The organism is Desulfobacula sp. (assembly GCF_014237455.1).
Taxonomy (GTDB): domain Bacteria; phylum Desulfobacterota; class Desulfobacteria; order Desulfobacterales; family Desulfobacteraceae; genus Desulfobacula.
Genome location: NZ_JABZFL010000045.1, coordinates 1 through 20,866, shown reverse-complemented (window position 1 = coordinate 20,866; position 20,866 = coordinate 1). Strand labels below are relative to the sequence as shown.

The following is a 20,866-nucleotide window of genomic DNA, read 5'->3' as shown; positions in this document are numbered from 1 at the left end:
AACCTTATTGGATGATGCAGATTGCCTCTGTTGTAATGCCATACTAATTTCCTAAACCTGGTAACCAACTCTGCAATCCCTCCTAACGCTGAAAACCCATAAACCTTCGGCTTAATCCATTTCCAGAACAGTTCCACCGGATTATACTCTGGGGAATATGTTGGCAAATAAAAAATGTGGGTATTTTTATGTCGCTTCAAATATCTTTTTACTTTTTTTGATCTATGGATGCTGGCATTGTCCAGAATAATGGCGATTTGCTTTCCCGGCGTCCTTTGGCGTAGTTGTGTTATAAACCATAGGAATGGCTCACTGCCCGATTTTGTCGATTTTTTCCAATAAAATTTTTGTGTCCTGATATTCAAACATCCAAAGTAGGTGAGGCTTTCTCTCTTTTTGGGTGTTGGAATCCTGTGGCGGCCACCTTTTTTTAAACCAACCTTGAACAAGATAGGGTTCTGTTGAAAAATGCGATTCATCGAGGGTGTAAATCACACTTTCCTTCTGGTCAATTATTTTTAGAATTTCTTGTACCATTTTCTTTACGGTTTCCTGCTTTTCTTCTTTGGTTGGAGCATGACCTGGTGTGGTTTTGGATGGGCGTTTATAAACATAGTCCATATTCTTTAGAGCTCGGGTTACCGTTTTTGAGCTTGCATTTAAATTAAGATTTTTATTTACCTCAAAAGTAATCAAGGGGACACTCCAGGTTGAGTCCTGATAACCATATGCCATTGGGGAATTTCCAATTATCTTACCAATTTGATGTTGTATTTTTTTTCGCATGGTACTTGGTCTTCCCGGAGAAAAATTTCGGTTCAACCCTTTAATTCCCTGATTTTTATATCGCTTCAGCCAATCCCTAATAGTGTGTTGGTTGCGTTTTAACATCAATGCAATTTCAGGTACTGATTTACCATCGTTGCTTAACAGAGTCATCAAGGCTTTCTCAGAATCTTTTGAAGAGGCCTGTTTTCGAAAGCTTTTGAGTTCCAGTTGTTGTTCATTGGATAGTTGAATTTTTAACATGGTTCCTCCTTGCCGTTTATGTTTATAGTTTCAAACAGCAAGGAGAATGTCAATATTTTTTATAAATATTTATGTCCTTATGCTTAACATCTATTTTTGAAAAAAAATCCTATAATAGGAAGCAACATCAGTTTGCAAAAATTTTTCATACCAAATATATGGAAAATCACCACATGATCCTACCCAAAAAACTGGAGACTGAGTTAAGCCACATTTTCAGATTGTACCATTCCTGTTCACAGTGAGCATAAACTTACTATAATCAAACCGGTTAATTCGTTTGACCTTAGGAAAAAAGATTTATATAAACATAGCTTAGATTATGGATGATGAATATTATATGAATCTTGCCATTAAGGAGGCAAAAAAAGCAGCGGATATAGATGAAGTTCCTGTCGGCGCAGTCATTGTGGATAAGGCCAACGATGTTATCGGATATGGTTACAATTGCCCCATATCATCAAATGACCCCACAAGCCATGCTGAAATCAATGCCATGCGCATGGCGTCCCGGGCATTGAACAATTACAGGCTGATTGACACGACGTTGTACGTTACCATTGAACCTTGCATTATGTGTATGGGCGCCATTATCCATGCCAGGATCAAACGAGTTGTTTTTGGAGCAAAAGACCCGAAATGGGGGGCGGCAGGTTCATTATATACCATGGCAGATGATAAACGATTAAACCATCACCCTGAAATCGTATCGGGGATATGTAAAGAGAAAACAAAACAGCTCATAAAAAGTTTTTTTATAAATAAAAGGAGTAACTAGTGGGAAATACAGTAATTGTCGGTACACAATGGGGAGATGAAGGCAAAGGGAAAATCGTTGACTTATTAAGTGAACATGCAGATTATGTCGTCCGGTTTCAGGGGGGTAACAATGCTGGCCACACAATGGTCGTCAACGGCAAAGAAATTATCAGCCACCTCATCCCTTCCGGCATTCTCCAGGGTAAAAAATGCTTTATCGGCAATGGTGTTGTGGTCGACCCCTTTGTTTTACTGGAGGAAATTGATTATTTATTATCAAATAATATTGATATTTCACCGGATATGCTCAAAATAAGCAACCGGGCTCATATCATCATGCCTTATCACAAGCTGATCGACGCTGCCAGGGAAGCCAAAAAAGGAGATCAGAAGATCGGGACAACCGGCAGGGGAATCGGTCCCTGTTATGAGGACAAGGCAACAAGGAGAGGGATCAGGTTTTGTGATCTTCTTGATTTTGAGTTTTTCAAAGAGAAAGTAATCACTATTCTTGAAGAAAAAAACTTTTATCTTAAAACTTATTTTAACACCGAAACCATTGCCCCGGAAACGGTCATTCATCAATTTCAACAGATCAAAGATCGATTGCTGCCTTATATCGCAGATGTCTCCGTGATATTGTTTGACGGAATAAATAACAATAAAACCATTTTATTTGAGGGAGCCCAGGGGACCCACCTTGACATTGAACACGGGACCTATCCGTTTGTGACATCTTCCTCTGTTGTGTCCGGCAATGCCGCCAACGGATCTGGTGTCGGCCCTGCAAATCTTGATGACATCATCGGGATTGTAAAAGCCTATACCACACGGGTTGGTGCCGGCCCGTTTCCAACCGAATTATTTGATGACATTGGGGATAAAATCCAGAAAACCGGTTCGGAATTCGGTGCCACTACGGGCAGGAAGAGACGATGCGGCTGGCTGGATATGGTCGTTCTTAAGAATGCTGTAAGGTTAAACAGCCTGACCGGCCTTGCCATCACCAAGCTTGATGTCCTTGATGATCTTGATGAGATCAAAATTTGTACCGGTTATGAACATAAGGGAACAAAAATTTCAAACTTCCCCCCTGAAATCAAAGTGTTGCAGGAATGTACCCCTGTATATGAAAGCCATCCGGGCTGGAAGCAGGATATCTCCGGCATCACAGAGTTTGACGACCTGCCTGAAACAGCAAAAAAGTACCTTGCAAGGGTAGAAGAACTTTCCAATGTTAAAATTAAAATCGTCTCTGTGGGGCCGGGAAGGGAAGCAACCATTATAAAAGAAAATATTTTCAATTAGACTTTTTACTTTTTTTTGTGTATAAATCTTTCTTGCAGTCGGGATGTGGCTCAGTCTGGTAGAGCACAGCGTTCGGGACGCTGGGGCCGGAGGTTCAAATCCTCTCATCCCGACCAGGTTTACAAGGATTTAAAAATCAAAAAAGTATCATTTTGGGATACAGCATAAATGCCCTGAACGGTAATTTTTTTAACCTTTTTTATTTTATATCTTATATTGCCGTCAACGTCTTTTGTCTCATCAGCTATAGCAAATAATTTTATGGGATATTTCGTAACAAAAATTTATCAGCACACAAATACAAACTTATTAAGGGAACAGATCGAGCGGATACCTGGACTGGAAACAAATAAAAATAAAAAAATTATTGATTTTGTCCGGGCGGCAAAAAAGAAAAGAATATGACCATAATAAAAAAATACCTTATCTGGTTGCGGAATATTATTATATGGATATTAGAACGCAGAATTTTATTGTTATGCCTGCTTGTGCTGGGTTTTGTATTTTGTCTTTTGTGCTTTGTTTGGAAAAGTGAGCTCGCTATCCGGATAGCAGGGTTTTCATTACAGGTCCTGGGACTGGGTGTCGCCCTAAGAAATCTTTTAAATTTAAAAAAAATGTTTAAGCTCAAATCATATTTTGAAACCTTAAAAGATTGGTTGCCACGGTTCCCAAAAATGAAACCTGTTTCAATGGTCGTTGACGGTGTCGTCCCTGCTGCAACAGCAACCGCAAAAGGAACACGTGAAAGTTGGATGCCCGACAACCCGGATCAGAGTATTGGAGATCGAATAAAAAAAATATTTATCAATCTTGATTATTTAAAACAGTCCCAGAAAAAAACAACAGAAAAAATTAATCAAAACCAGAGAAAACTTGAACAGGATATAAAACGTGAAGGCGAAAAAACAAGAACAGCCCTGCAGGAAAATCAAGCAACCACTAAAAAATTGTTTGTCGATGATATACCGCTGAACCTTTGCGGGCTTGTATGGCTTTTCATCGGATTGGTAATGGGGACGTTTTCAGCAGAGATTGAAACGTGTATCCCAAAAATTTTGGGATAACGAGGATACAGCAATATCTTTTATTAAAACAATAGGATAAAAAAACCCCTCCCGTTCGGAATCGCTGGGGATAGAAAAGACCAATACAGCATCAGGATCAATAATCAATGGCGTATATGTTTTACATGGGAACATCCAGACGCTTATAATGTTGCAATAGTGGATTACCACTAAAGGAGGTATGAAAATGAAAAAAATAAAACCTGTTCATCCAGGAGAAATACTTTTAGAAGAATTTATCAAGCCCCTGGGGATCAGCCAGTACAGGTTAGCTAAAGATATTAATGTGTCACAAATGAAAATAAGCGAAATTGTAAACAAAAAAAGAAGGGTGACTGTAGACACTGCGTTAAGGCTATCGAAATATTTTGGAGTATCTCCTGAGTTCTGGATGGGAATCCAAAATGATTATGATATTGAAAACGCAATGGATAATAAGGAAGTCTATAATACTATTGAAAAGATTCAACCCTTAGAAAATATGCTCCATGCGTGACCCTGTAAAAAATTCTATATCTGCTTTTTCACTTAAAATTCCCTGGTCAAGAAGAGAATCGAAAAATAATCGCATCGCCTTTATTTTTCTGTCATCAAGGTCACAATAAAGTAAATCAAAGTATTCTTTAATGACGGATTGCTCCAGGTTTAATTTATCTGTCCCAGCTTCAACAATCTTGTCGATATGCTGATATCCCTGTTTTTTTGACTCCAGCAGCAATTTGTGAATTTCTTTTACACGGGAGGGATATTTCTGTGCAAAAGACCGCCTGACCGCCCAGACAGCAAATACAAAGGGAAGCTGTGTCATTTCATACCAGAGCTGTCCCAGGTCAATACAATATTCAAAGGTTTGATCCCAGGGATGCTTAAGCGCGGTATCCCCGATCACCAGGACGGCATCAGCAGATTTAGAAATCTCTTGATAATTGTTTACAGGTCCGACTTCATAGACAGGCGTTACCTTTTTCCGGCTAAATATCATTTTCAGAAAAGAGGCGGCAGAGGCTGACTCCTGGGACAACATTACCTTTTTGCCTTCAAGGTCATCAATTTCATAATTACTTGCCAGAATAACACTTAATACCTTTCCGTTACAGGATATGGACAAGTCGGGAAGCAGTAACAGCTCCCTGTGATTCATGGCGTAAAATGCTGCGGAAATGGGGCTTACTTTTATCTGCCCGGTTTTTATTTTCCGGTTCAAAACAGACGGCACATCCGACACCATTCTCAGCCAGTCGGGCAAAAGGCCGTGGTCAAGGCCGTAGTAGACAGGAGCATCATTGATATAACTGATTTTTCCAATATTTACCTGTTTATCATTCATTGGATATTATTCTTTGAAAAAGATCCTTTTTATTCATTGCTTCCACTGATCGGTACAAAAACTGCGCCTTTCTGCCTTTTGAAAGTATGCCGGTCAATCCTTCGATCCCCAAAGCCCTGGCGCCGTTTATCGTACCCATGGCAAAAATAACTGCGGGATCGATTCCCGGGTAATGTTTTTGTACAAAGTCCATTTCATCAAAAATATTTAAAGAATCACAGCTTGCAAGACTGTCAGTCCCAAGAGCCGGTTTAATGCCGGCAGTTATCATCTTTTCAATATCAGGAAGTTTTCCGTGAAGATTTTGATTACTCCTGGGACAGACACAAACCTTTGTTTTTGATTGGGCAAGTATTTCCATATCCTTGTTATTCACGTTTAACAGATGAACGGCAATAGTTAAAGGGTCGAACAGTCCCATATCATTGATGTATGACACAGGCGTTTTTGATCCGATATCCCAGGATGACCAGTCTATCCCCCGGTCAGTTAAAAAATCAGCCCACTGCCCTTTTTTATCATGAATAAACTCTGATTCATCATCAGACTCTGCCACATGGATGGAAAAAGGCAGATCATTTGATTCAGCACATTGTTTTAATGCCTTGAGCAGTTTAGGAGAGGAGGTATGAGGGGCGTGACCTGCAACAGAGAAGGAGATAAAATCATTCTTTTGGGCAAAAAATGGTTGGCCGCCTGATCCCAGAAACTCATGGAAACAGACGCCGCTTAAGGCGGAATCTTCAATAATTGGTTTTGTAATACCAAGAGTTGAGATATCACCCACATAGAGGTTGCCGGATTTTATTAAATTTCTGACAGCCTTTCGGGCTTCTTTAATCAATTTTTCTTGTCCCAGGGTCTCCCTTTTTTCCAAAAGCGTTTTAATCCAAACTTTAAATCCCTTATCAAAAGGCAGACAGCCTTTTAAGGCAGACAACTCCAGGTGCAGATGCGTATTGACAAGGGGCGGCATTAATACACCCGGGCCGTGATCAATACCCTTCTCTTTTGGTGCTCCTTTGTGAACACCCCGTATGAAACCATTCTCAATTTCAATGTATCCATTCTCAATAACAATAGAAGGATCAACAATAATCCAGCCGGCCCGGTGAAGTTCTCTTCCGCTGTGGCTTTCACTACAGGAAACGTTTTGGGGATTCGTGGTCATAGCAGATGGTAATAGCAGTCCCGTTGCCGTGGTTCAAACCCTGCCCTGGTAATTAACCGCGTCAATTCTTCTTTTGAAAGCATAAAATCAACACCTGCCGAAGCCACAACATTCTCTTCAATCATGGTGCTCCCCATATCATTTGCACCGAAAAAAAGTGCGGTCTGGGCGATTTTATCTCCCTGGGTCACCCAGGATGCCTGGATATTATCAATATTATCAAGAAATAATCGGCTCATTGCCAGAACCCTTAAATATTCCACGCTGGTCTTTTTTTTAACAGCAATCTTTGTGTTGTCCGGTTGAAAGGTCCAGGGGATAAAAGCTGTAAAGCCACGGGTTTCATCCTGCAGGGTTCTTATTTTATCCATATGCTCAAAGATATGGAAATCTTTTTCAAGATGGCCGAACATCATTGTAGCACTGGATCTCATTCCCTGTAGATGGGCCTGCCGCATCACTTCAAGCCATTCGGAAGAACTGCACTTATTGGGGGATACCTTCTGCCGGATATCATCACATAAAATCTCCGCTCCCCCACCGGGGATGGAAGCAAGACCCGCTTTTTTTAAAATCGATATGGTTTCACTGATAGATAAAGAAGATTTTTTCGTAATAAAATCTATTTCCGGGGGGGAAAACCCGTGAATATGAATATCAAAATTTTCTTTGATATAGGTTAACAGGTCAATATAATACTCAATTTTAAGATCAGGATGCATGCCCCCCTGCAACAAAATCTGAGTACCCCCAAGGCCTACGGTTTCCTGAATTTTATCAAACAGGTCCTGTTTTGAAATAATATACCCTTTGGCCCGATCATGATCTTGGTTCGGGGGTTCAAAAAACGCACAAAACCTGCAACCGGATGCACAGATATTCGTATAATTAATATTTCTGTCCACCACATAGGTGACAATTTTATCCGGATGATAATAAAACCGTTTGTGGTTTGCAAGACGTGCCAGGGTCAAAAAATCAGCCTGCCTGAAAAGCGCCAGGCCTTCGTTGACATCTATTCTTTGATTTTCTTTAACCTTCTCAATAATACTATTTAATTTGTCCATTATAGTCACACAATCAGTTCATCGGATGATAGAAAGAATCCCGTTCAACAGGCTCAAATCCGGCTTTTGTGATCATATCCTCCATTTGATCCTTTGTAAGGCCTTTGGCTGATGTTGCACCGGCCATATGGGTAATTTTCTCTTCAATAATTGTCCCGTCCAGGTCATCGGCCCCAAAACTTAAGGCTACCTGGGCCAGTTTTTCTCCGATCATCACCCAGTACGCTTTGATATGATCAAAATTATCCAGCATAAGACGTGCTGCCGCCACATTTTTTAAATCATCCATGGCCGTTGTGGGCGGGATATGGGATAATTTTGTATTTCCAGAATGAAATGCCAGCGGAATAAACGCAGAAAATCCATCTGTTTCATCCTGTAATTCTCTAAGTGTGATGAGATGATCCACTCTCTCTTCAATGGTTTCAATATGCCCGTACAACAGGGTGGCATTGGTTTTAATCCCGGCCTTATGAACCGCCCTTACAATCTCAAGCCAGCGTTCATGGTTGATCTTTCTGGGGAACAATTCTTCATGGATTCTTGAATTTAAGACTTCTGCCCCGCCACCCGGCATCATTTCTAGCCCTGCATTTTTCAAGCTTTGAATGGTCTCTTCCAAAGAGACCCCGGCAAGATTGGACAGATAATCAATTTCCACACTGGTAAATGCCTTAATAGTGGCTCCGGGTCTGATTCTTTTGACTGTCTTTAAAAGATCAATAAAATATTCAAAATTCAAATCCTCATTAAGCCCCCCGACAATATGCAGTTCATTAACCGGTTCATCAATGCGCTCCAAAAGCCTTTTTTCAATCTCTTCAATGGACCAGGCATAGGCGCCTTTTTCTTTGCGGTCCCTGGCATAGGCACAAAACCGGCACCGGTTTTTGCAGATATTGGTATAATTTAAATGCTGATTATAAATATAGAACGCCTTATTGCCATGCAAAGACCTTCTGACATGGTTTGCAATCTGCCCCAGACCGATCAGATCATGGGTTTCATAAATACAAATCCCGTCTTCCTTGGAAAGACGGGAGCCTTTTAAGACTTTCGAATAAATACGTTCAAGTCTTTTATCAATAAACATTGATACTGACATATCCGATACCGGGGGTAACTTCATCTGGTTTAGCTTCCGCATTCATTATTCATCTTCATGTTTTGTTTCTGACGGGTCTGTTTCCGGCTGGTTTATTTCAGAAATCATATCTGCAATATCTGAAGCCATCTGAGCCACTTTACCCTCCTGTTCAGGACTTATTGAAGGGGCCGCCGTCTTCTTTTCATCAAGCAAATCGTCTTCGCTTTCTTCCTCAAAATTATCTCGTGTGGTTGAAACCTCTAAACATTCACCCTGTCTGTTAAAAATTACAGATAATGGGACCTTAATTTCAAAATCAAATTTATATGCGATAGTATCATTATAAACCACCAGGTCACCCTTTTTGTAATCTATTTCTTCTTGAAGTGTGAAACTGTGTTTTTCGAAAAGCATTTTTCCAATGGCGTCCCGGTCTAATCCTGCATTTATTGTATCAATAAATGCTTTTTCACATTCCTGAATGGTCTCTGACTTTGTAAGTTTCATAAAACACCTCTCGAATTGAAGAAAAAATGTATTTCCTCTGCAAAACTCAAATACGCCTCAGCTGCCGGACTCTTCATATCATGCAATGCCACAGGAATCTTTAAATCGATTGATCTTTTAATAGTGTCATCTTCAGGAATAAACGTATCATAAGCCATTTGTTTTATATCCGAAAAGTTCTGATTTTCTATAAAGGAGACTATATCTTCTTTTGCTTCACACCTGTTGAAAAGAACTCCGGCTATCTTCAAGGGAACATTGTGAGTGGTCCGAATATATTTTACCGTTCGGAGTAAACAATGGAAATCTTCGATTGAATTGTGATGAACAGACATACAGACAAGCAGCCAGTCAGCTGCTGTCATGGCTGTAACGCTTAAAAACCCGTATGAAGAGGGAGGGTCAATAATAATATACTCATACTCATCTTCAACATCTCTTAAAAAAAGGCGTAAAATTTTTTCATTTTCAGAATTTTTTGCCAACTTCGCGGCAACTTGAAACAAATTAAATCCTGCAGGTATCATATCCAGATAGTTGACTTGAGTTTTCACCACCGCATCCGTGACCTTTGCCCGACCAGACAAAACTGATGCAATATCACAGTTATAATCCAGGCCATTAATACCGCACCCCTGGGTGGAACATCCCTGTAGATCACAGTCTACTAACAGCGTTTTTTTTTCTAACAAAGCCAATGATGTGGCAAGATTTACCGCTGTAGCACTTTTCCCTGCGCCCCCCTTTTGGCCGGCTATAGTAATTATTTTATTCATGACCCTGTACCTTTAGCACAATTATCAAAAAATTCAATCATCATATAGGTTAACCCCAAATCCACCATCAAAACCCTATCCATGATTTCCAAATAAAAACCAATGAAATATTCAGGGTGAGTTGAAATAATATTGTGAATATATCATAATGCGAAACAAGATCAAAGAGGAGAAATATGTGGATGAATTAACTCAAAAATATCTTGATTTTCTTATTGTTGAAAAAGGGTTGTCTAATAATAGTGTAGCGTCCTATTCAGCGGATCTGGCCCAATACATCACTTTTCTTGAAAAAAACCATATCCATGATTTAAATGATGTAGATACTACCGTCATTCTTGCCTGGATTATCGACCTTGCTAAAAAGGGGCTGTCAGCCAAATCAAGAGCACGGCATTTGATTACCATCCGCGGTTTATATAAATTCTTAATTAATGAAAAAAAAGTAACGAAAAGCCCTGTAAAAAATGTTGATATTCCTAAAACCGGTCTGTCACTTCCCAAAATCATGAGTGTCAGTGAAGTTGCAGATCTTCTTGATGTCCCGGATATCAGAAAACCCCGGGAACTGAGGAATTCAGCAATGATGGAAATTATGTACGGAGCAGGCCTGAGGGTCTCTGAACTTATCTCACTCTGTCTACAGGACGTTAACCTTGATGCAAATTTTGTAAGAGTGATGGGAAAGGGCTCCAAGGAGCGAATCGTTCCCATTGGTTCCCATGCAAGATCCATCACGCAAAAATGGATCAAAGAGGGCAGATCATCCCTTTTAAAAAAAATTCCAACGCCATATCTCTTTGTTGCAAGGGCCGGAAAACCCATGACCCGTCAATCTTTCTGGAAAATCATAAAAAAATATGCCCTTCTTACCAATATATCGAAAAATATCACGCCCCATACATTGAGGCATTCGTTTGCAACTCATTTGCTTGAAGGCGGTGCTGATTTAAGGTCGGTACAAACCATGCTGGGCCATTCAGACATATCGACCACACAAATATATACCCACATCTCAAGGGAGTACTTAATGAAGATGCATCAAAAATATCATCCGAGAAATTAATCAAAAATTTCCATATTGATTCTTAAATTCCTTTTATGGTATTAGATATGGCTGCTATTTTGTAAAAACAGCAATTAAAAGCTTTTTGTCTAAATTTTTATACGGAAAACATTAAAAATGCCTATGGAAAATTCAATACCATTAAAAGAACTGCTCATGCAGGTGAACAAACCCATTTTTGCTATTCAGAACGATGACGGGCTTAATTTTGTAACGAAAGATGATGGTTTGCATCGTTTCAAAGCATTTGTTCCACCTGTCCGGCTTGAAAACCTTGGTGATGAAAAATTTAAGAAACGGCACTCTTTAAAATATCCGTATATTGCCGGAGCCATGGCCAATGGAATTACGTCTGCGGATATGGTAAAAACCATGTCAAAGAATGGGATGATTGGTTTTTTGGGTGCCGGCGGCCTTTGCCTTGAAAAAATTGAAGAAAACATTATCAAGCTTACAAATACCCTGAAAGACAAGCCCTTTGGCTTTAACCTGATCCACTCCCTGGGTGACCCTGCCCATGAAATGGCTACGGTTGACCTTTATTTAAAGTATAATATCAACCGAGTCAGTGCTGCTGCCTTCATGCGCATGACCCCGGCTCTTGTCTATTATCGAATTAAAGGAATTTATAAAGACGATAAGGGGCATATTGTTACGCCCCATCATATCATCGCAAAAGTATCAAGAATTGAAATTGCACGGCAGTTTTTCTCTCCGCCGCCTGAAAAACTGGTGAATATCCTCCTTGAAAAGGCCTTGATTACAAGGCAGGAGGCCAGACTGTCTCAATATATTCCCATGGCCCAGGATTTGACAGCAGAAGCAGACTCGGGCGGGCATACGGACAATCGCCCGGCACTGGCTTTATTGCCGACCATGATTGCTTTAAAGAACGAATTCATGAAAATCTACAATTACAAAGAGCCCCTGTGCGTTGGGCTTGCAGGGGGGATTGCTACCCCACAATCAGCAGCTGCCGCCTTTGGAATGGGAGCAGCCTATATCCTCACCGGGTCAATCAATCAATCCTGTATTGAAGCCGGGATCTGTGAAGATGTTAAAAAGATGCTCTGCCAGGCTGATCAGGCAGATATGGCCATGGCTCCTGCTGCGGATATGTTTGAGATCGGCGCAAGGGTTCAGGTTTTAAAACGGGGGACCCTGTTTCCTGTAAGAGCTGATAAACTTTACAAATTTTATAAATCTTGCAATAGTTTTGATGAAATTGACGAAAAATCAAAGCAGGAAATCCAGGAAAAGTTTTTGCAGAAAACGTTTGAAGAGGCCTGGGACTCCACAAAAATTTTTTTCCGGAAAGCCGGGAATATTAAAGAAATTAAAAGAGCCCAAAATGATCCAAAATATAAAATGGCCCTTGTTTTTAGATCCTATCTTGGCCTTTCGTCAAAATGGGCTATCCAGGGCATTCCCCAGAGAAAAATGGATTACCAGATCTGGTGCGGGCCTGCCATTGGTGCCTTCAACCAGTGGGTGAAAGGCAGTTTTCTTGAAACCCATGAAAACCGCAGGACTGCTGAAATCGCTTTTAATCTCATGTTCGGTGCCTGTATCTGTATCAGGGCATCTATTTTAAAAATCCAGGGAATCGAGCTGCCAATGGATGCAAGTGATTTCAAACCTATGAAAAAAAAGGAAATCTTCAGTTTTCTTTAGCCATTCCTTTCAATGTAAAACTTTTGTCAAACCCTGATCAATTGGGTGATTCCCCTATCTCAAGATAGTATATTGTCCACAATTCTAATTGTTTAAATTCAAATTTATATTATGAATAAAAAGAATAACAGGCATGAATAAAAAGAATAACAGGCATGAATAAAAAGAATAACAGGCATCTTAAAAATAGCGTTGCCATCATCGGTATGGGATGTATCTTCCCAAAATCCAATAACTTGAAAGAATATTGGCATCTTCTGTTTAATGGTATTGATGCGATTGAAGATATTCCTGATGATACCCATTGGAAATTAAAAGACTATTTTGATCAGGACCCCTCCACACCAGACCATATATACTGCAAAAGAGGCGGTTTTCTTCCATCTGTAACCTTTGACCCTTTAAGTTATGGAATTCCCCCCAATAATATAGAAGCCACGGACACATCCCAGCTTTTGGGACTTGAAGTAGCAAGAATGGCCCTTGAAGATGCCGGATACCCGATGAATCATCCTGTCCTTGAACAAAAAAAGGTCAATGTAATTTTAGGGGTTACCGGCACTCAGGAACTGGTTATTCCTTTAGGCGCACGGCTTGGACATCCTATCTGGAAAAAGGCTTTGGAAGATTCCGGAATCAGTGGAGACAAAAAAAAAGAAGTCATTCAACGGATACAAGGCGATTATGTCCAATGGCAGGAAAACTCATTTCCGGGCCTTCTTGGCAATGTTGTTGCTGGCAGAATCGCAAACCGCTTAAACCTTTCCGGAACCAATACGGTAACAGATTCTGCCTGTGCAAGTTCTTTGTCTGCCATTCATACGGCGGTCATGGAACTTGTTTCCAAAAAATGCGATATGTCCGTTACCGGTGGCGTAGATACATTGAATGATATTTTCATGCACATGTGCTTTTCAAAAACCGGGGTTCTATCACATACCAGCGATGCAAAACCTTTTTCAAAAGATGCAGACGGTACTGTCCTGGGTGAAGGTATCGGGATGCTGGTTTTAAAACGTCTTGAAGATGCTCAAAAGGATAATGACAGAATTTATGCCGTCGTTAAAGGCATCGGTACTTCAAGCGATGGCAGGACCTCGGCCATTTATGCCCCAAATTCCAAAGGACAACTTAAAGCATTAAACGAAGCCTATCGCGAGGCAGGGTTTGACCCTTCCACGGTTGAGCTCGTGGAAGCACATGGAACCGGAACAAGGGTTGGCGACAAAGTGGAATTTGAGGCATTAAAAAAATGTTTTGAACACTCTTCTGAAAAAAATCAAACGACCATTGGTTCGGTTAAATCCATGATCGGACATACCAAGGCTGCGGCAGGGGCTGCAGGAATTATAAAAACTACTTTATCCCTTTACAACAAGGTCCTTCCCCCAACGCTAAAAGCCTTAAAGCCTGACCCGGAACTTGATATCAATAATTCTTCCTTCTATTTAAATTCCGAGTCCAAACCCTGGATACAAAAATCAGCATTAAAAGCATCGGGTCATCCCAGAAGATCGGGTGTCAGCGCATTCGGTTTTGGCGGCAGTAATTTTCATGTGGTTTTGGAAGAGTACAAGTCTTCAAAGTCTCATGTTTCATGGGATGGGGCCATACAAATTATTGCCTTTTCATCTAATACAAAACAGGGGCTTCTGGACAACCTCTATGCGTTTAAAACAAATCTGAATGAGACAGAAAATGTTCAGGAAGAGAGACAGACCATTGCCTGGCTGTCCCATGAATCAAGACAAAACTTTTCAGCCCGCCATGATTTCAGACTGCTGATTGTTCACAGAAGAGATGATGATATTCAAAAGGATCTAACCGACGCCAAGGAAAGTATTGATACCGGCAAATCACAATCGAATATCTATTTTTCATCCGAGAAAAAAGAAGGAAAGCTGGGCTTTTTATTTCCCGGACAGGGAAGCCAATACACGGGTATGGGAAAAGATCTTGTTTCAATATTTCCTGAAGCTTTGGAAGCCTTAGAACAGGCAACAGATATTTTTTCCAGAACAAACAACAAACCGTCAAAATTCAAGCCATTACATAAATATGTATTCTCCCCTCCACCCCATTTGCAGACAAAAACAAAATCGGAAGAAGAGCTTCGCCAAACCGACATTGCACAGCCGGCTATAGGTGCAGTCTCTCTTGCTATGATTAAAGTGTTAAAAAGGTTTGGAATAAAACCTGCAATAACCTGTGGTCACAGTTTTGGAGAATTATCAGCCCTTTGTTCAGCCGGCTGGATGGATGAAAAATCTTTTCTTTTTCTTGCTGCTGCACGGGGAAAATATATGGCATCCGCCGGATCACACCAGGATGGTGATTCGGGCAGCATGCTTGCTGTTCAAGCCCCTTTGGAAGATATTGAGGCACTGGTAAAAAATGAAAAACTTGATTTAATTCTTGCAAATAAAAACAGCAAAACCCAGGGGGTTTTATCCGGCTCGACCAACGAAATCCTTCGCGCAAAAAAAATCTGTAAACAAAAAAAACTAAGAGCCGTTAAGCTTCCTGTTGCGGCAGCATTTCACAGCAGACTTGTTCAAAATGCTGTAACCCCTTTTAAAAAGGATTTATCCTCAAAAATATTTTCACCTACACCTGTTGATGTCCTCTCCAATACAACGGGAAAGCCTTATGTGAGAAAAGAACATGACATCAAAAAAATTCTTGGGAATCAACTGATAAGCCCGATCAATTTTGTTGAAAATATTGAGTGCATGCTGGACAAGAACGTATCCACTTTTATAGAAATCGGCCCCAAGGCGGTATTAACAGGTCTGGTAAAATCAATTTTACAAAAAAATGATATTACAGCGATTTCTCTTGACGCATCTTCAGGAAAAAAATCAGGAATTGAAGATCTTGCCCACGTATTGTGTATGATCGCTTCAAGGGGATTTGCAGTTGATCTTACCCCCTGGGAGGATGCAGCAAAAAAACCGGCGCCTAAAAAAATAAAAATAAACCTTTCAGGTGCCAATCCTAAGCCGAAAAACAAGAGCAGTATTCCAAAATCAAAACCATCACAAAAACAAGCAGTTAATAAAAACAGGTCAGTTTTAAAAGGATCTGATATGACATCTCAAAATACACAAAAAAATGATAACAATAATCTGAGTTCACCTGCCACTGAAGCCATGAAAATGGTTCAAAAAGGACTTGAAGCCATGCAGCAGCTTCAAACACAGACAGCCCGGGCTCATGAAAAATTTCTTGAAACACAGGCCCAGGCAAGCAAAACCCTGGCGAGAATGATGAAGCAAACCCGTAATCTTGCTTCACCTGCGATGAACGAACACAGATCGGAACCTGCCCGTCAGGAAAATAATAAAATCACAGTTTCTCAAGCCTCTTCCGTTAGCAGTGAAACTCAAGCGATTGAACCTGATACTCAAATTGAAACACCACAGCGAGTTGAGATGGACCTGCCTGCTGAGTCTGAAAACAATGATTCTAATGCTCAAATTGAACAAATCCTGTTTGAAATTGTAAGCAAGTTGACGGGCTTCCCTGTTGAGATGCTGGAATCAGAGATGGACATTGAATCTGATCTTGGCATTGATTCAATTAAAAAAGTGGAGATTATTTCAGAGCTTGAAAAACAAATCCCTTCCTGTGAGGGATTAACGACTGAGAATATCGGTTCCGTCAGAACGCTGAAAGATATTAGTCATGCCATACAAGAGACTGCTGCTGTCATTGAAACTACCGGGGAAGCGGACACTGATACCACTAACACCAATACTATCCTTCAAGAGGACATTAAACAAGACACCTGTCAAGCCGTTTCAGCAGTACTGGTCAATACCATAAGCGAATTAACAGGATTTCCCGTTGAAATGCTGGAACCGTCCATGAATCTTGAATCAGATTTAGGAATTGATTCCATTAAACGGGTAGAAATTCTTTCAAAACTTGAGCAGGAACTGGATCATATCGAGACCATCTCTTCCGATGACATTGCAAATCTGAAAACCATTGAAGAAATCATTACATATCTGACAAAGAGTGATCAGAAAGCACCAGTTGAATTGGAAAAAAAAATATCAGTGTCCAATGATGCGCCCCAAAAAAAACCAAATAATATTAGCTTGGATAAAAAACTGACCCGACAAATTGTTTCTTTACAGGAATATCCGACCAATCAGATCAGGTTTTATAATGGCGCAAAAATAGAAATACCAGCTAAAAAAAAAATCTACATTACGATAGATAGCTCAAATATAGCCAACCTGTTTAAAGCGGAATTTAAAAAAATAGGAATAGCTGCAGATCTGATTGATATCAGCAACGGAAACATTCCGGACTTGCCGGATGCTGCAGGTCTTGTCCTGGTACCGGATTCTTTTAATAAAAACAATTCGGATACTCCAATAGAATTTTTAAAATCGGCTTTTCTACTCGTAAAGAAAAATGCCTGTTATCTCATGGATTCCGGCAGTGAAAAAGGTGCCTTTTTAACAACTGTCTCTTTTTTAGGCGGCGGATTTGGATTTACAGGAAAAGCTTTCGATAGTGACCCGGTTTACGGCGGGCTTGCAGGACTTGCAAAAACAGCCAGTCTTGAGTGGAAAAATGTTCTATGCCGGGCATTGGACATGCCTGATTCCAAAAAAAAATGTGCGAAAAATGCTGAAGCTGCCGTCTCTTTAATGATGACCCATGGCGCTGTCGAAATGGGTCTGGATGGAGACAGCTGTAATATCCCCATTCTGTCTGATCAAAATCTGACACATGGCAATGTTGATCTTAACCCTGATGATGTGGTCATTATTACAGGCGGGGCAAAAGGCGTTACCGCAGCATGTGCCATTGAAATGGCAAAAAAATATTCCCCCACCATTGTTCTTATCGGCAGATCAAAGGCTCCATCTTCAGAACCTGAATGGGCAAAAGACATTCATGACCCTGGAATACTGAAAAAAGCCATATTAACCCATGAGTTTAAAAATCAGACCCCAAAACCCGCTGATATAGAAAAAATATATCAAAAAATCATGTCCAACCGGGAAGTTAAAAAAAATATTCAATTGATGAATGAAAATGGCTCCCGGGTTAGATACTTCTCAGCAGATATTAGAAAACCAAAAGAAATTGATATCGTTTTTAAAACTGTACGAAAAGAGTTCAAGCAAATAACAGCCGTCATCCATGGTGCAGGGGTCCTTGAAGACAAACTGATCATTGATAAACATATTGATCAGTTTACGCATGTGCTGGAGACAAAAGTAAGGGGACTTGAAGCCCTCTTGTCTGCATCAAAACAGGATAAACTCAAATATTTTGTTTTATTTTCTTCCATTGCTGCCCGAACCGGCAACCGGGGACAATGTGACTATGCAATGGCAAATGAAATCTTAAATAAGACGGCTCAAAAACTGGCATTAAAAGACGCTGATTGTAAATTCCTGTCAATCAACTGGGGTCCTTGGGAAGGCGGAATGGTTAATGCATCTTTGAAAAAAGAATTTTCAAAACGAGGCATTGATCTTATCCCTTTAAAAGCCGGCGCCAGACAATTATTAAATGAAATGGGAAGCATAGAAAAAAATGGCCCTGAAGTGATCATTGGCGCACATTTTTTGGAAAAGAAAAAATCGAAAAAACCAAAATTTACAAAGGCGATGTCCCTGTCTTTTGGGTTAACGGCAACACCTGTTTTAGCCTCCCATCAGATAGCAGAAGAACCTGTGGTTCCTTTTGCATTATTAATGGAATGTCATGCCCATGCCGCCCAAAAAAATAATCCGGGCCTTGTTTTTGCCGGAATAGACAACATACGCCTTTTAAAGGGCATTAAACCCGGGGGAAAAAACTTAAGTATCAATGTAAACTTAGAAAAGTGTAAACCATGTGAAAACGGGTATGAGACATTCAGCAGTATTACATCAGAAGATGACGGCAAACACTCATTTACGTGTGACCTTCAGGTTATTCATTCAAGCTGTGCTGTTATATTAAAAGACAAGCTGCCCAAACCACCGGTGTTGTCCAAAGCCGCTTTTATGGAATTAAAGCCCTATTCACTCCCGGCAAAGCAAGCTTATCTTGATGTCCTTTTCCATGGGAAGGCTTTGCAGGGCATACAATCTATCAATGGATATTCAAAAAAGGGTATTGAGATTATTACATGTTTGGCGCCAACTCCTGATCAATGGTTTAAAACCCCTTACAATTCAAAATGGACTATTGAACCCATGATGCTGGATGCAGCTTTCCAGGCTGCCATACTCTGGTCGCATGAGAGAATGGGACAGGTTTGTCTGCCAAGTTTTATTGCCAATTTAAGGCTGTATTCATCCTTTGATAAACTAAAAGGAACTATTCGAATTCTCTTTACAGTAAATGAAGAGACCAAAACCAAAATAAAAGGCTATTTTACCTTTCTGGATGAGAAGAATATGGTTGTCGCCAGTATCACTGGATTTGAAGCGATCACCGATCCTGTCTTAAATGAAAAATTTAAAACCAACCCTCTTTTTTCAAAAAAATCCATTCTTTCTTTTGCCCAGGGAAACCCTTCCGAAGCATTTGGAGATAAGTATAAAATATTTGATAAAGAAAGGCAGATTGCACGTCTTCCCAGACCGCCTTACTTCTTTATGGACCGGGTACTTAAGGCAGATCATCCTCAATGGGAAATGAAACCGGGCGGATGGATTGAAACTCAATATGATATTCCAAAAGATGCGTGGTATTTTAATGCCAATAGGACCGATACCATACCCTTTTGCATCCTCCTTGAAATTGCGCTTCAGCCCTGTGGCTGGCTGGCTGCATATGCGGGTTCCGCCCTTGAAAGTGATGAAAGGCTCCATTTTAGAAATCTGGGGGGAAAAGCCACACTGATTCAATCTTTATCCAAAAATTGCGGCACCATCACTATCAGAACCCGGATGACGGATGTATCCAAAGCAGGGAGTATGATCATCCAGGATTTTGACATGGAAGTATTAAAGGATGGCAATGCGGTTTATAAAGGAACCACCAATTTTGGTTTTTTTACCCAGCAGGCTCTTTCAAATCAGATCGGTATCAGAGACAGCAAATTTGATAGATATTCATTATCGAAAAAGACTCTTGAAAATGCAAAAAGCTATCACTTCAAAAATGACGCTCCTTTAACTCCAGAAGACAAAAATTATGATAATAACAACGGAATGCCTTCAAAGGCCCTGAGAATGATTGATACTATTGAGGTTTTAAGCTTTGATGCCGGTCTTTATAAAAAGGGATATATTAAGGCGATAAAAATAGTTGATCCTTCAGAATGGTTTTTTAATGCACATTTTTATCAGGACCCGGTCTGTCCGGGTTCTCTAGGAATAGAATCCTTTCTTCAAATGATTCGATTTTTTCTTCTTAAAAAATTTGATATCCCTGCAAACGAATGTGAAACACAAATGGCACAGGGCCAACCCCATGAATGGATCTACAGGGGACAAATCATACCGTCAAATAAAAAAATAGAACTCCATGCCCATATAAAAGACGTCATCCATGAAAACGATAACTATTCTGTTACAGCAGATGGTGCTCTTACGGTTGACGGCATCTGTATTTATGAAATGAAAGATTTCAGCCTTGATTTCAATAAAGCACGCCCATCAAAACAAAATTTAAAAAAGAAACAAGTTTCTGAAAAAAAATTGAGTCAAGAATAATTTTAAAATGAGTCGTAAATTGGTCTGGATCAATTTACGACAGTATCCAAACCAAAAGAAGGCCCTGGGCATCGCAATTGATGCCCAGAGCCTTCTTGAAAAAAATGAACCGGCAGCGTTCTACTCTCCCACACAGTCTCCCATGCAGTACCATCGACGCTAAAGAGCTTAACTTCCGTGTTCGAGATGGGTACGGGTGTGACCTCTTTGCCATAGCCACCGGTTCAAACTATATAATCCATTGCAGTAAATATCTTTAATATGTCCGCAGTAAAGCGTTTAAGCTTATAAGTGGAAGAAGTGGCTAAGCCTCACGACCTATTAGTACCAGTTAGCTGAACACATTACT

Annotated in this window: 16 protein-coding genes, 1 tRNA gene and 1 rRNA gene; 9 read left to right on the top strand and 9 right to left on the bottom strand. The window is 40.3% G+C overall.

The window, feature by feature from the left end:
- Together HGJ91_RS16500 and HGJ91_RS06665 are read right to left on the bottom strand one after the other, a co-directional pair.
- The coding region (locus tag HGJ91_RS16500) for an IS630 family transposase (RefSeq protein WP_367142579.1) at window positions 1–410 on the bottom strand (410 nt) is incomplete at its 3' end.
- The gene (locus tag HGJ91_RS06665; RefSeq protein ID WP_291346930.1) at window positions 310–1,029 is read right to left on the bottom strand and encodes an IS630 family transposase; all 720 of its coding nucleotides are present in this window, start codon (window positions 1,027–1,029) and stop codon (window positions 310–312) included. The genes HGJ91_RS06665 and HGJ91_RS16500, both read right to left, overlap by 101 nt.
- Before the next feature lie 322 nt (window positions 1,030–1,351).
- On the opposite strand from HGJ91_RS06665, the gene tadA reads away from it, so the two are divergent.
- The 6 genes from tadA (at window position 1,352) to HGJ91_RS06635 (ending at window position 4,659) form a co-directional block, all read left to right on the top strand.
- Window positions 1,352–1,807: a tRNA adenosine(34) deaminase TadA gene (gene tadA, locus HGJ91_RS06660; RefSeq protein WP_291346929.1), complete on the top strand. Its 456-nt coding sequence runs from the start codon at window positions 1,352–1,354 to the stop codon at window positions 1,805–1,807.
- Window positions 1,807–3,096, top strand: coding sequence for an adenylosuccinate synthase (locus tag HGJ91_RS06655; protein ID WP_291346928.1), 1,290 nt, complete (start codon window positions 1,807–1,809; stop codon window positions 3,094–3,096). The genes tadA and HGJ91_RS06655 overlap by 1 nt, the downstream gene beginning before the upstream one ends.
- Window positions 3,097–3,135: 39 nt before the next feature.
- Window positions 3,136–3,212 (top strand) — tRNA-Pro (locus HGJ91_RS06650).
- Window positions 3,213–3,773: 561 nt separating this feature from the next.
- Window positions 3,774–4,163 carry a hypothetical protein gene (locus tag HGJ91_RS06645; RefSeq protein WP_291346927.1) on the top strand — a complete coding sequence of 130 codons (390 nt, stop codon included), beginning with the start codon at window positions 3,774–3,776 and terminating at the stop codon, window positions 4,161–4,163.
- 36 nt (window positions 4,164–4,199) lie between these two features.
- A complete protein-coding gene (locus HGJ91_RS06640; RefSeq protein ID WP_367142578.1) occupies window positions 4,200–4,337 on the top strand; it encodes a type II toxin-antitoxin system RelE/ParE family toxin in 138 nt (45 codons plus the stop codon).
- Window positions 4,338–4,350: 13 nt separating this feature from the next.
- Window positions 4,351–4,659: a HigA family addiction module antitoxin gene (locus tag HGJ91_RS06635; protein WP_291346926.1), complete on the top strand. Its 309-nt coding sequence runs from the start codon at window positions 4,351–4,353 to the stop codon at window positions 4,657–4,659.
- Here the strand turns inward: HGJ91_RS06635 and HGJ91_RS06630 are convergent.
- From HGJ91_RS06630 to HGJ91_RS06605, 6 genes are read right to left on the bottom strand one after another with little or no spacing between them, the layout of a single operon-like run.
- Window positions 4,636–5,490: a menaquinone biosynthetic enzyme MqnA/MqnD family protein gene (locus HGJ91_RS06630; RefSeq protein ID WP_291346925.1), complete on the bottom strand. Its 855-nt coding sequence runs from the start codon at window positions 5,488–5,490 to the stop codon at window positions 4,636–4,638. The genes HGJ91_RS06635 and HGJ91_RS06630 overlap by 24 nt on opposite strands.
- Window positions 5,483–6,661, bottom strand: coding sequence for an amidohydrolase family protein (locus HGJ91_RS06625; RefSeq protein WP_291346924.1), 1,179 nt, complete (start codon window positions 6,659–6,661; stop codon window positions 5,483–5,485). Before HGJ91_RS06625 ends, HGJ91_RS06630 begins: the two co-directional genes overlap by 8 nt.
- Window positions 6,658–7,728 (bottom strand): cyclic dehypoxanthinyl futalosine synthase, encoded by a 1,071-nt coding sequence (gene mqnC, locus HGJ91_RS06620; RefSeq protein WP_291346923.1) that lies wholly within the window; start codon window positions 7,726–7,728, stop codon window positions 6,658–6,660. The genes HGJ91_RS06625 and mqnC overlap by 4 nt, the downstream gene beginning before the upstream one ends.
- A gap of 13 nt (window positions 7,729–7,741) precedes the next feature.
- Window positions 7,742–8,857: an aminofutalosine synthase MqnE gene (gene mqnE / locus HGJ91_RS06615; RefSeq protein ID WP_291346922.1), complete on the bottom strand. Its 1,116-nt coding sequence runs from the start codon at window positions 8,855–8,857 to the stop codon at window positions 7,742–7,744.
- A 21-nt stretch (window positions 8,858–8,878) separates the two neighbouring features.
- On the bottom strand, window positions 8,879–9,322 hold the full coding sequence (locus HGJ91_RS06610) for a hypothetical protein (protein WP_291346921.1): 444 nt from the start codon (window positions 9,320–9,322) through the stop codon (window positions 8,879–8,881).
- On the bottom strand, window positions 9,319–10,098 hold the full coding sequence (locus tag HGJ91_RS06605) for a ParA family protein (RefSeq protein ID WP_291346920.1): 780 nt from the start codon (window positions 10,096–10,098) through the stop codon (window positions 9,319–9,321). The genes HGJ91_RS06610 and HGJ91_RS06605 overlap by 4 nt, the downstream gene beginning before the upstream one ends.
- Before the next feature lie 178 nt (window positions 10,099–10,276).
- Here HGJ91_RS06605 and xerD point away from each other — a divergent pair, with 178 nt between their 5' ends.
- From xerD to HGJ91_RS06590, 3 genes are all read left to right on the top strand, one after another.
- Window positions 10,277–11,164: a site-specific tyrosine recombinase XerD gene (gene xerD, locus HGJ91_RS06600; protein ID WP_291346919.1), complete on the top strand. Its 888-nt coding sequence runs from the start codon at window positions 10,277–10,279 to the stop codon at window positions 11,162–11,164.
- A gap of 117 nt (window positions 11,165–11,281) precedes the next feature.
- On the top strand, window positions 11,282–12,838 hold the full coding sequence (locus HGJ91_RS06595; protein WP_291346918.1) for a PfaD family polyunsaturated fatty acid/polyketide biosynthesis protein: 1,557 nt from the start codon (window positions 11,282–11,284) through the stop codon (window positions 12,836–12,838).
- 155 nt (window positions 12,839–12,993) lie between these two features.
- Window positions 12,994–20,517 carry a type I polyketide synthase gene (locus HGJ91_RS06590; RefSeq protein WP_291346917.1) on the top strand — a complete coding sequence of 2,508 codons (7,524 nt, stop codon included), beginning with the start codon at window positions 12,994–12,996 and terminating at the stop codon, window positions 20,515–20,517.
- Between the two features lie 107 nt (window positions 20,518–20,624).
- Here HGJ91_RS06590 and rrf read toward each other — a convergent pair.
- Window positions 20,625–20,741: ribosomal RNA gene (gene rrf, locus HGJ91_RS06585) — 5S ribosomal RNA — on the bottom strand.
- Between the last annotated feature and the right edge of the window lie 125 nt (window positions 20,742–20,866).

Bases quoted from the DNA above. Each gene is read 5' to 3' on its own strand.
- tadA (WP_291346929.1), top strand. From the start codon at position 1,352: ATGGATGATGAATATTATATGAATCTTGCCATTAAGGAGGCAAAAAAA.
- HGJ91_RS06610 (WP_291346921.1), bottom strand. From the start codon at position 9,322: ATGAAACTTACAAAGTCAGAGACCATTCAGGAATGTGAAAAAGCATTT.
- HGJ91_RS06625 (WP_291346924.1), bottom strand. From the start codon at position 6,661: ATGACCACGAATCCCCAAAACGTTTCCTGTAGTGAAAGCCACAGCGGA.
- mqnE (WP_291346922.1), bottom strand. From the start codon at position 8,857: ATGAAGTTACCCCCGGTATCGGATATGTCAGTATCAATGTTTATTGAT.
- HGJ91_RS06645 (WP_291346927.1), top strand. From the start codon at position 3,774: ATGAAACCTGTTTCAATGGTCGTTGACGGTGTCGTCCCTGCTGCAACA.
- HGJ91_RS06595 (WP_291346918.1), top strand. From the start codon at position 11,282: ATGCCTATGGAAAATTCAATACCATTAAAAGAACTGCTCATGCAGGTG.
- HGJ91_RS06635 (WP_291346926.1), top strand. From the start codon at position 4,351: ATGAAAAAAATAAAACCTGTTCATCCAGGAGAAATACTTTTAGAAGAA.
- HGJ91_RS06605 (WP_291346920.1), bottom strand. From the start codon at position 10,098: ATGAATAAAATAATTACTATAGCCGGCCAAAAGGGGGGCGCAGGGAAA.
- HGJ91_RS06590 (WP_291346917.1), top strand. From the start codon at position 12,994: ATGAATAAAAAGAATAACAGGCATCTTAAAAATAGCGTTGCCATCATC.
- HGJ91_RS06665 (WP_291346930.1), bottom strand. From the start codon at position 1,029: ATGTTAAAAATTCAACTATCCAATGAACAACAACTGGAACTCAAAAGC.
- HGJ91_RS06630 (WP_291346925.1), bottom strand. From the start codon at position 5,490: ATGAATGATAAACAGGTAAATATTGGAAAAATCAGTTATATCAATGAT.
- mqnC (WP_291346923.1), bottom strand. From the start codon at position 7,728: ATGGACAAATTAAATAGTATTATTGAGAAGGTTAAAGAAAATCAAAGA.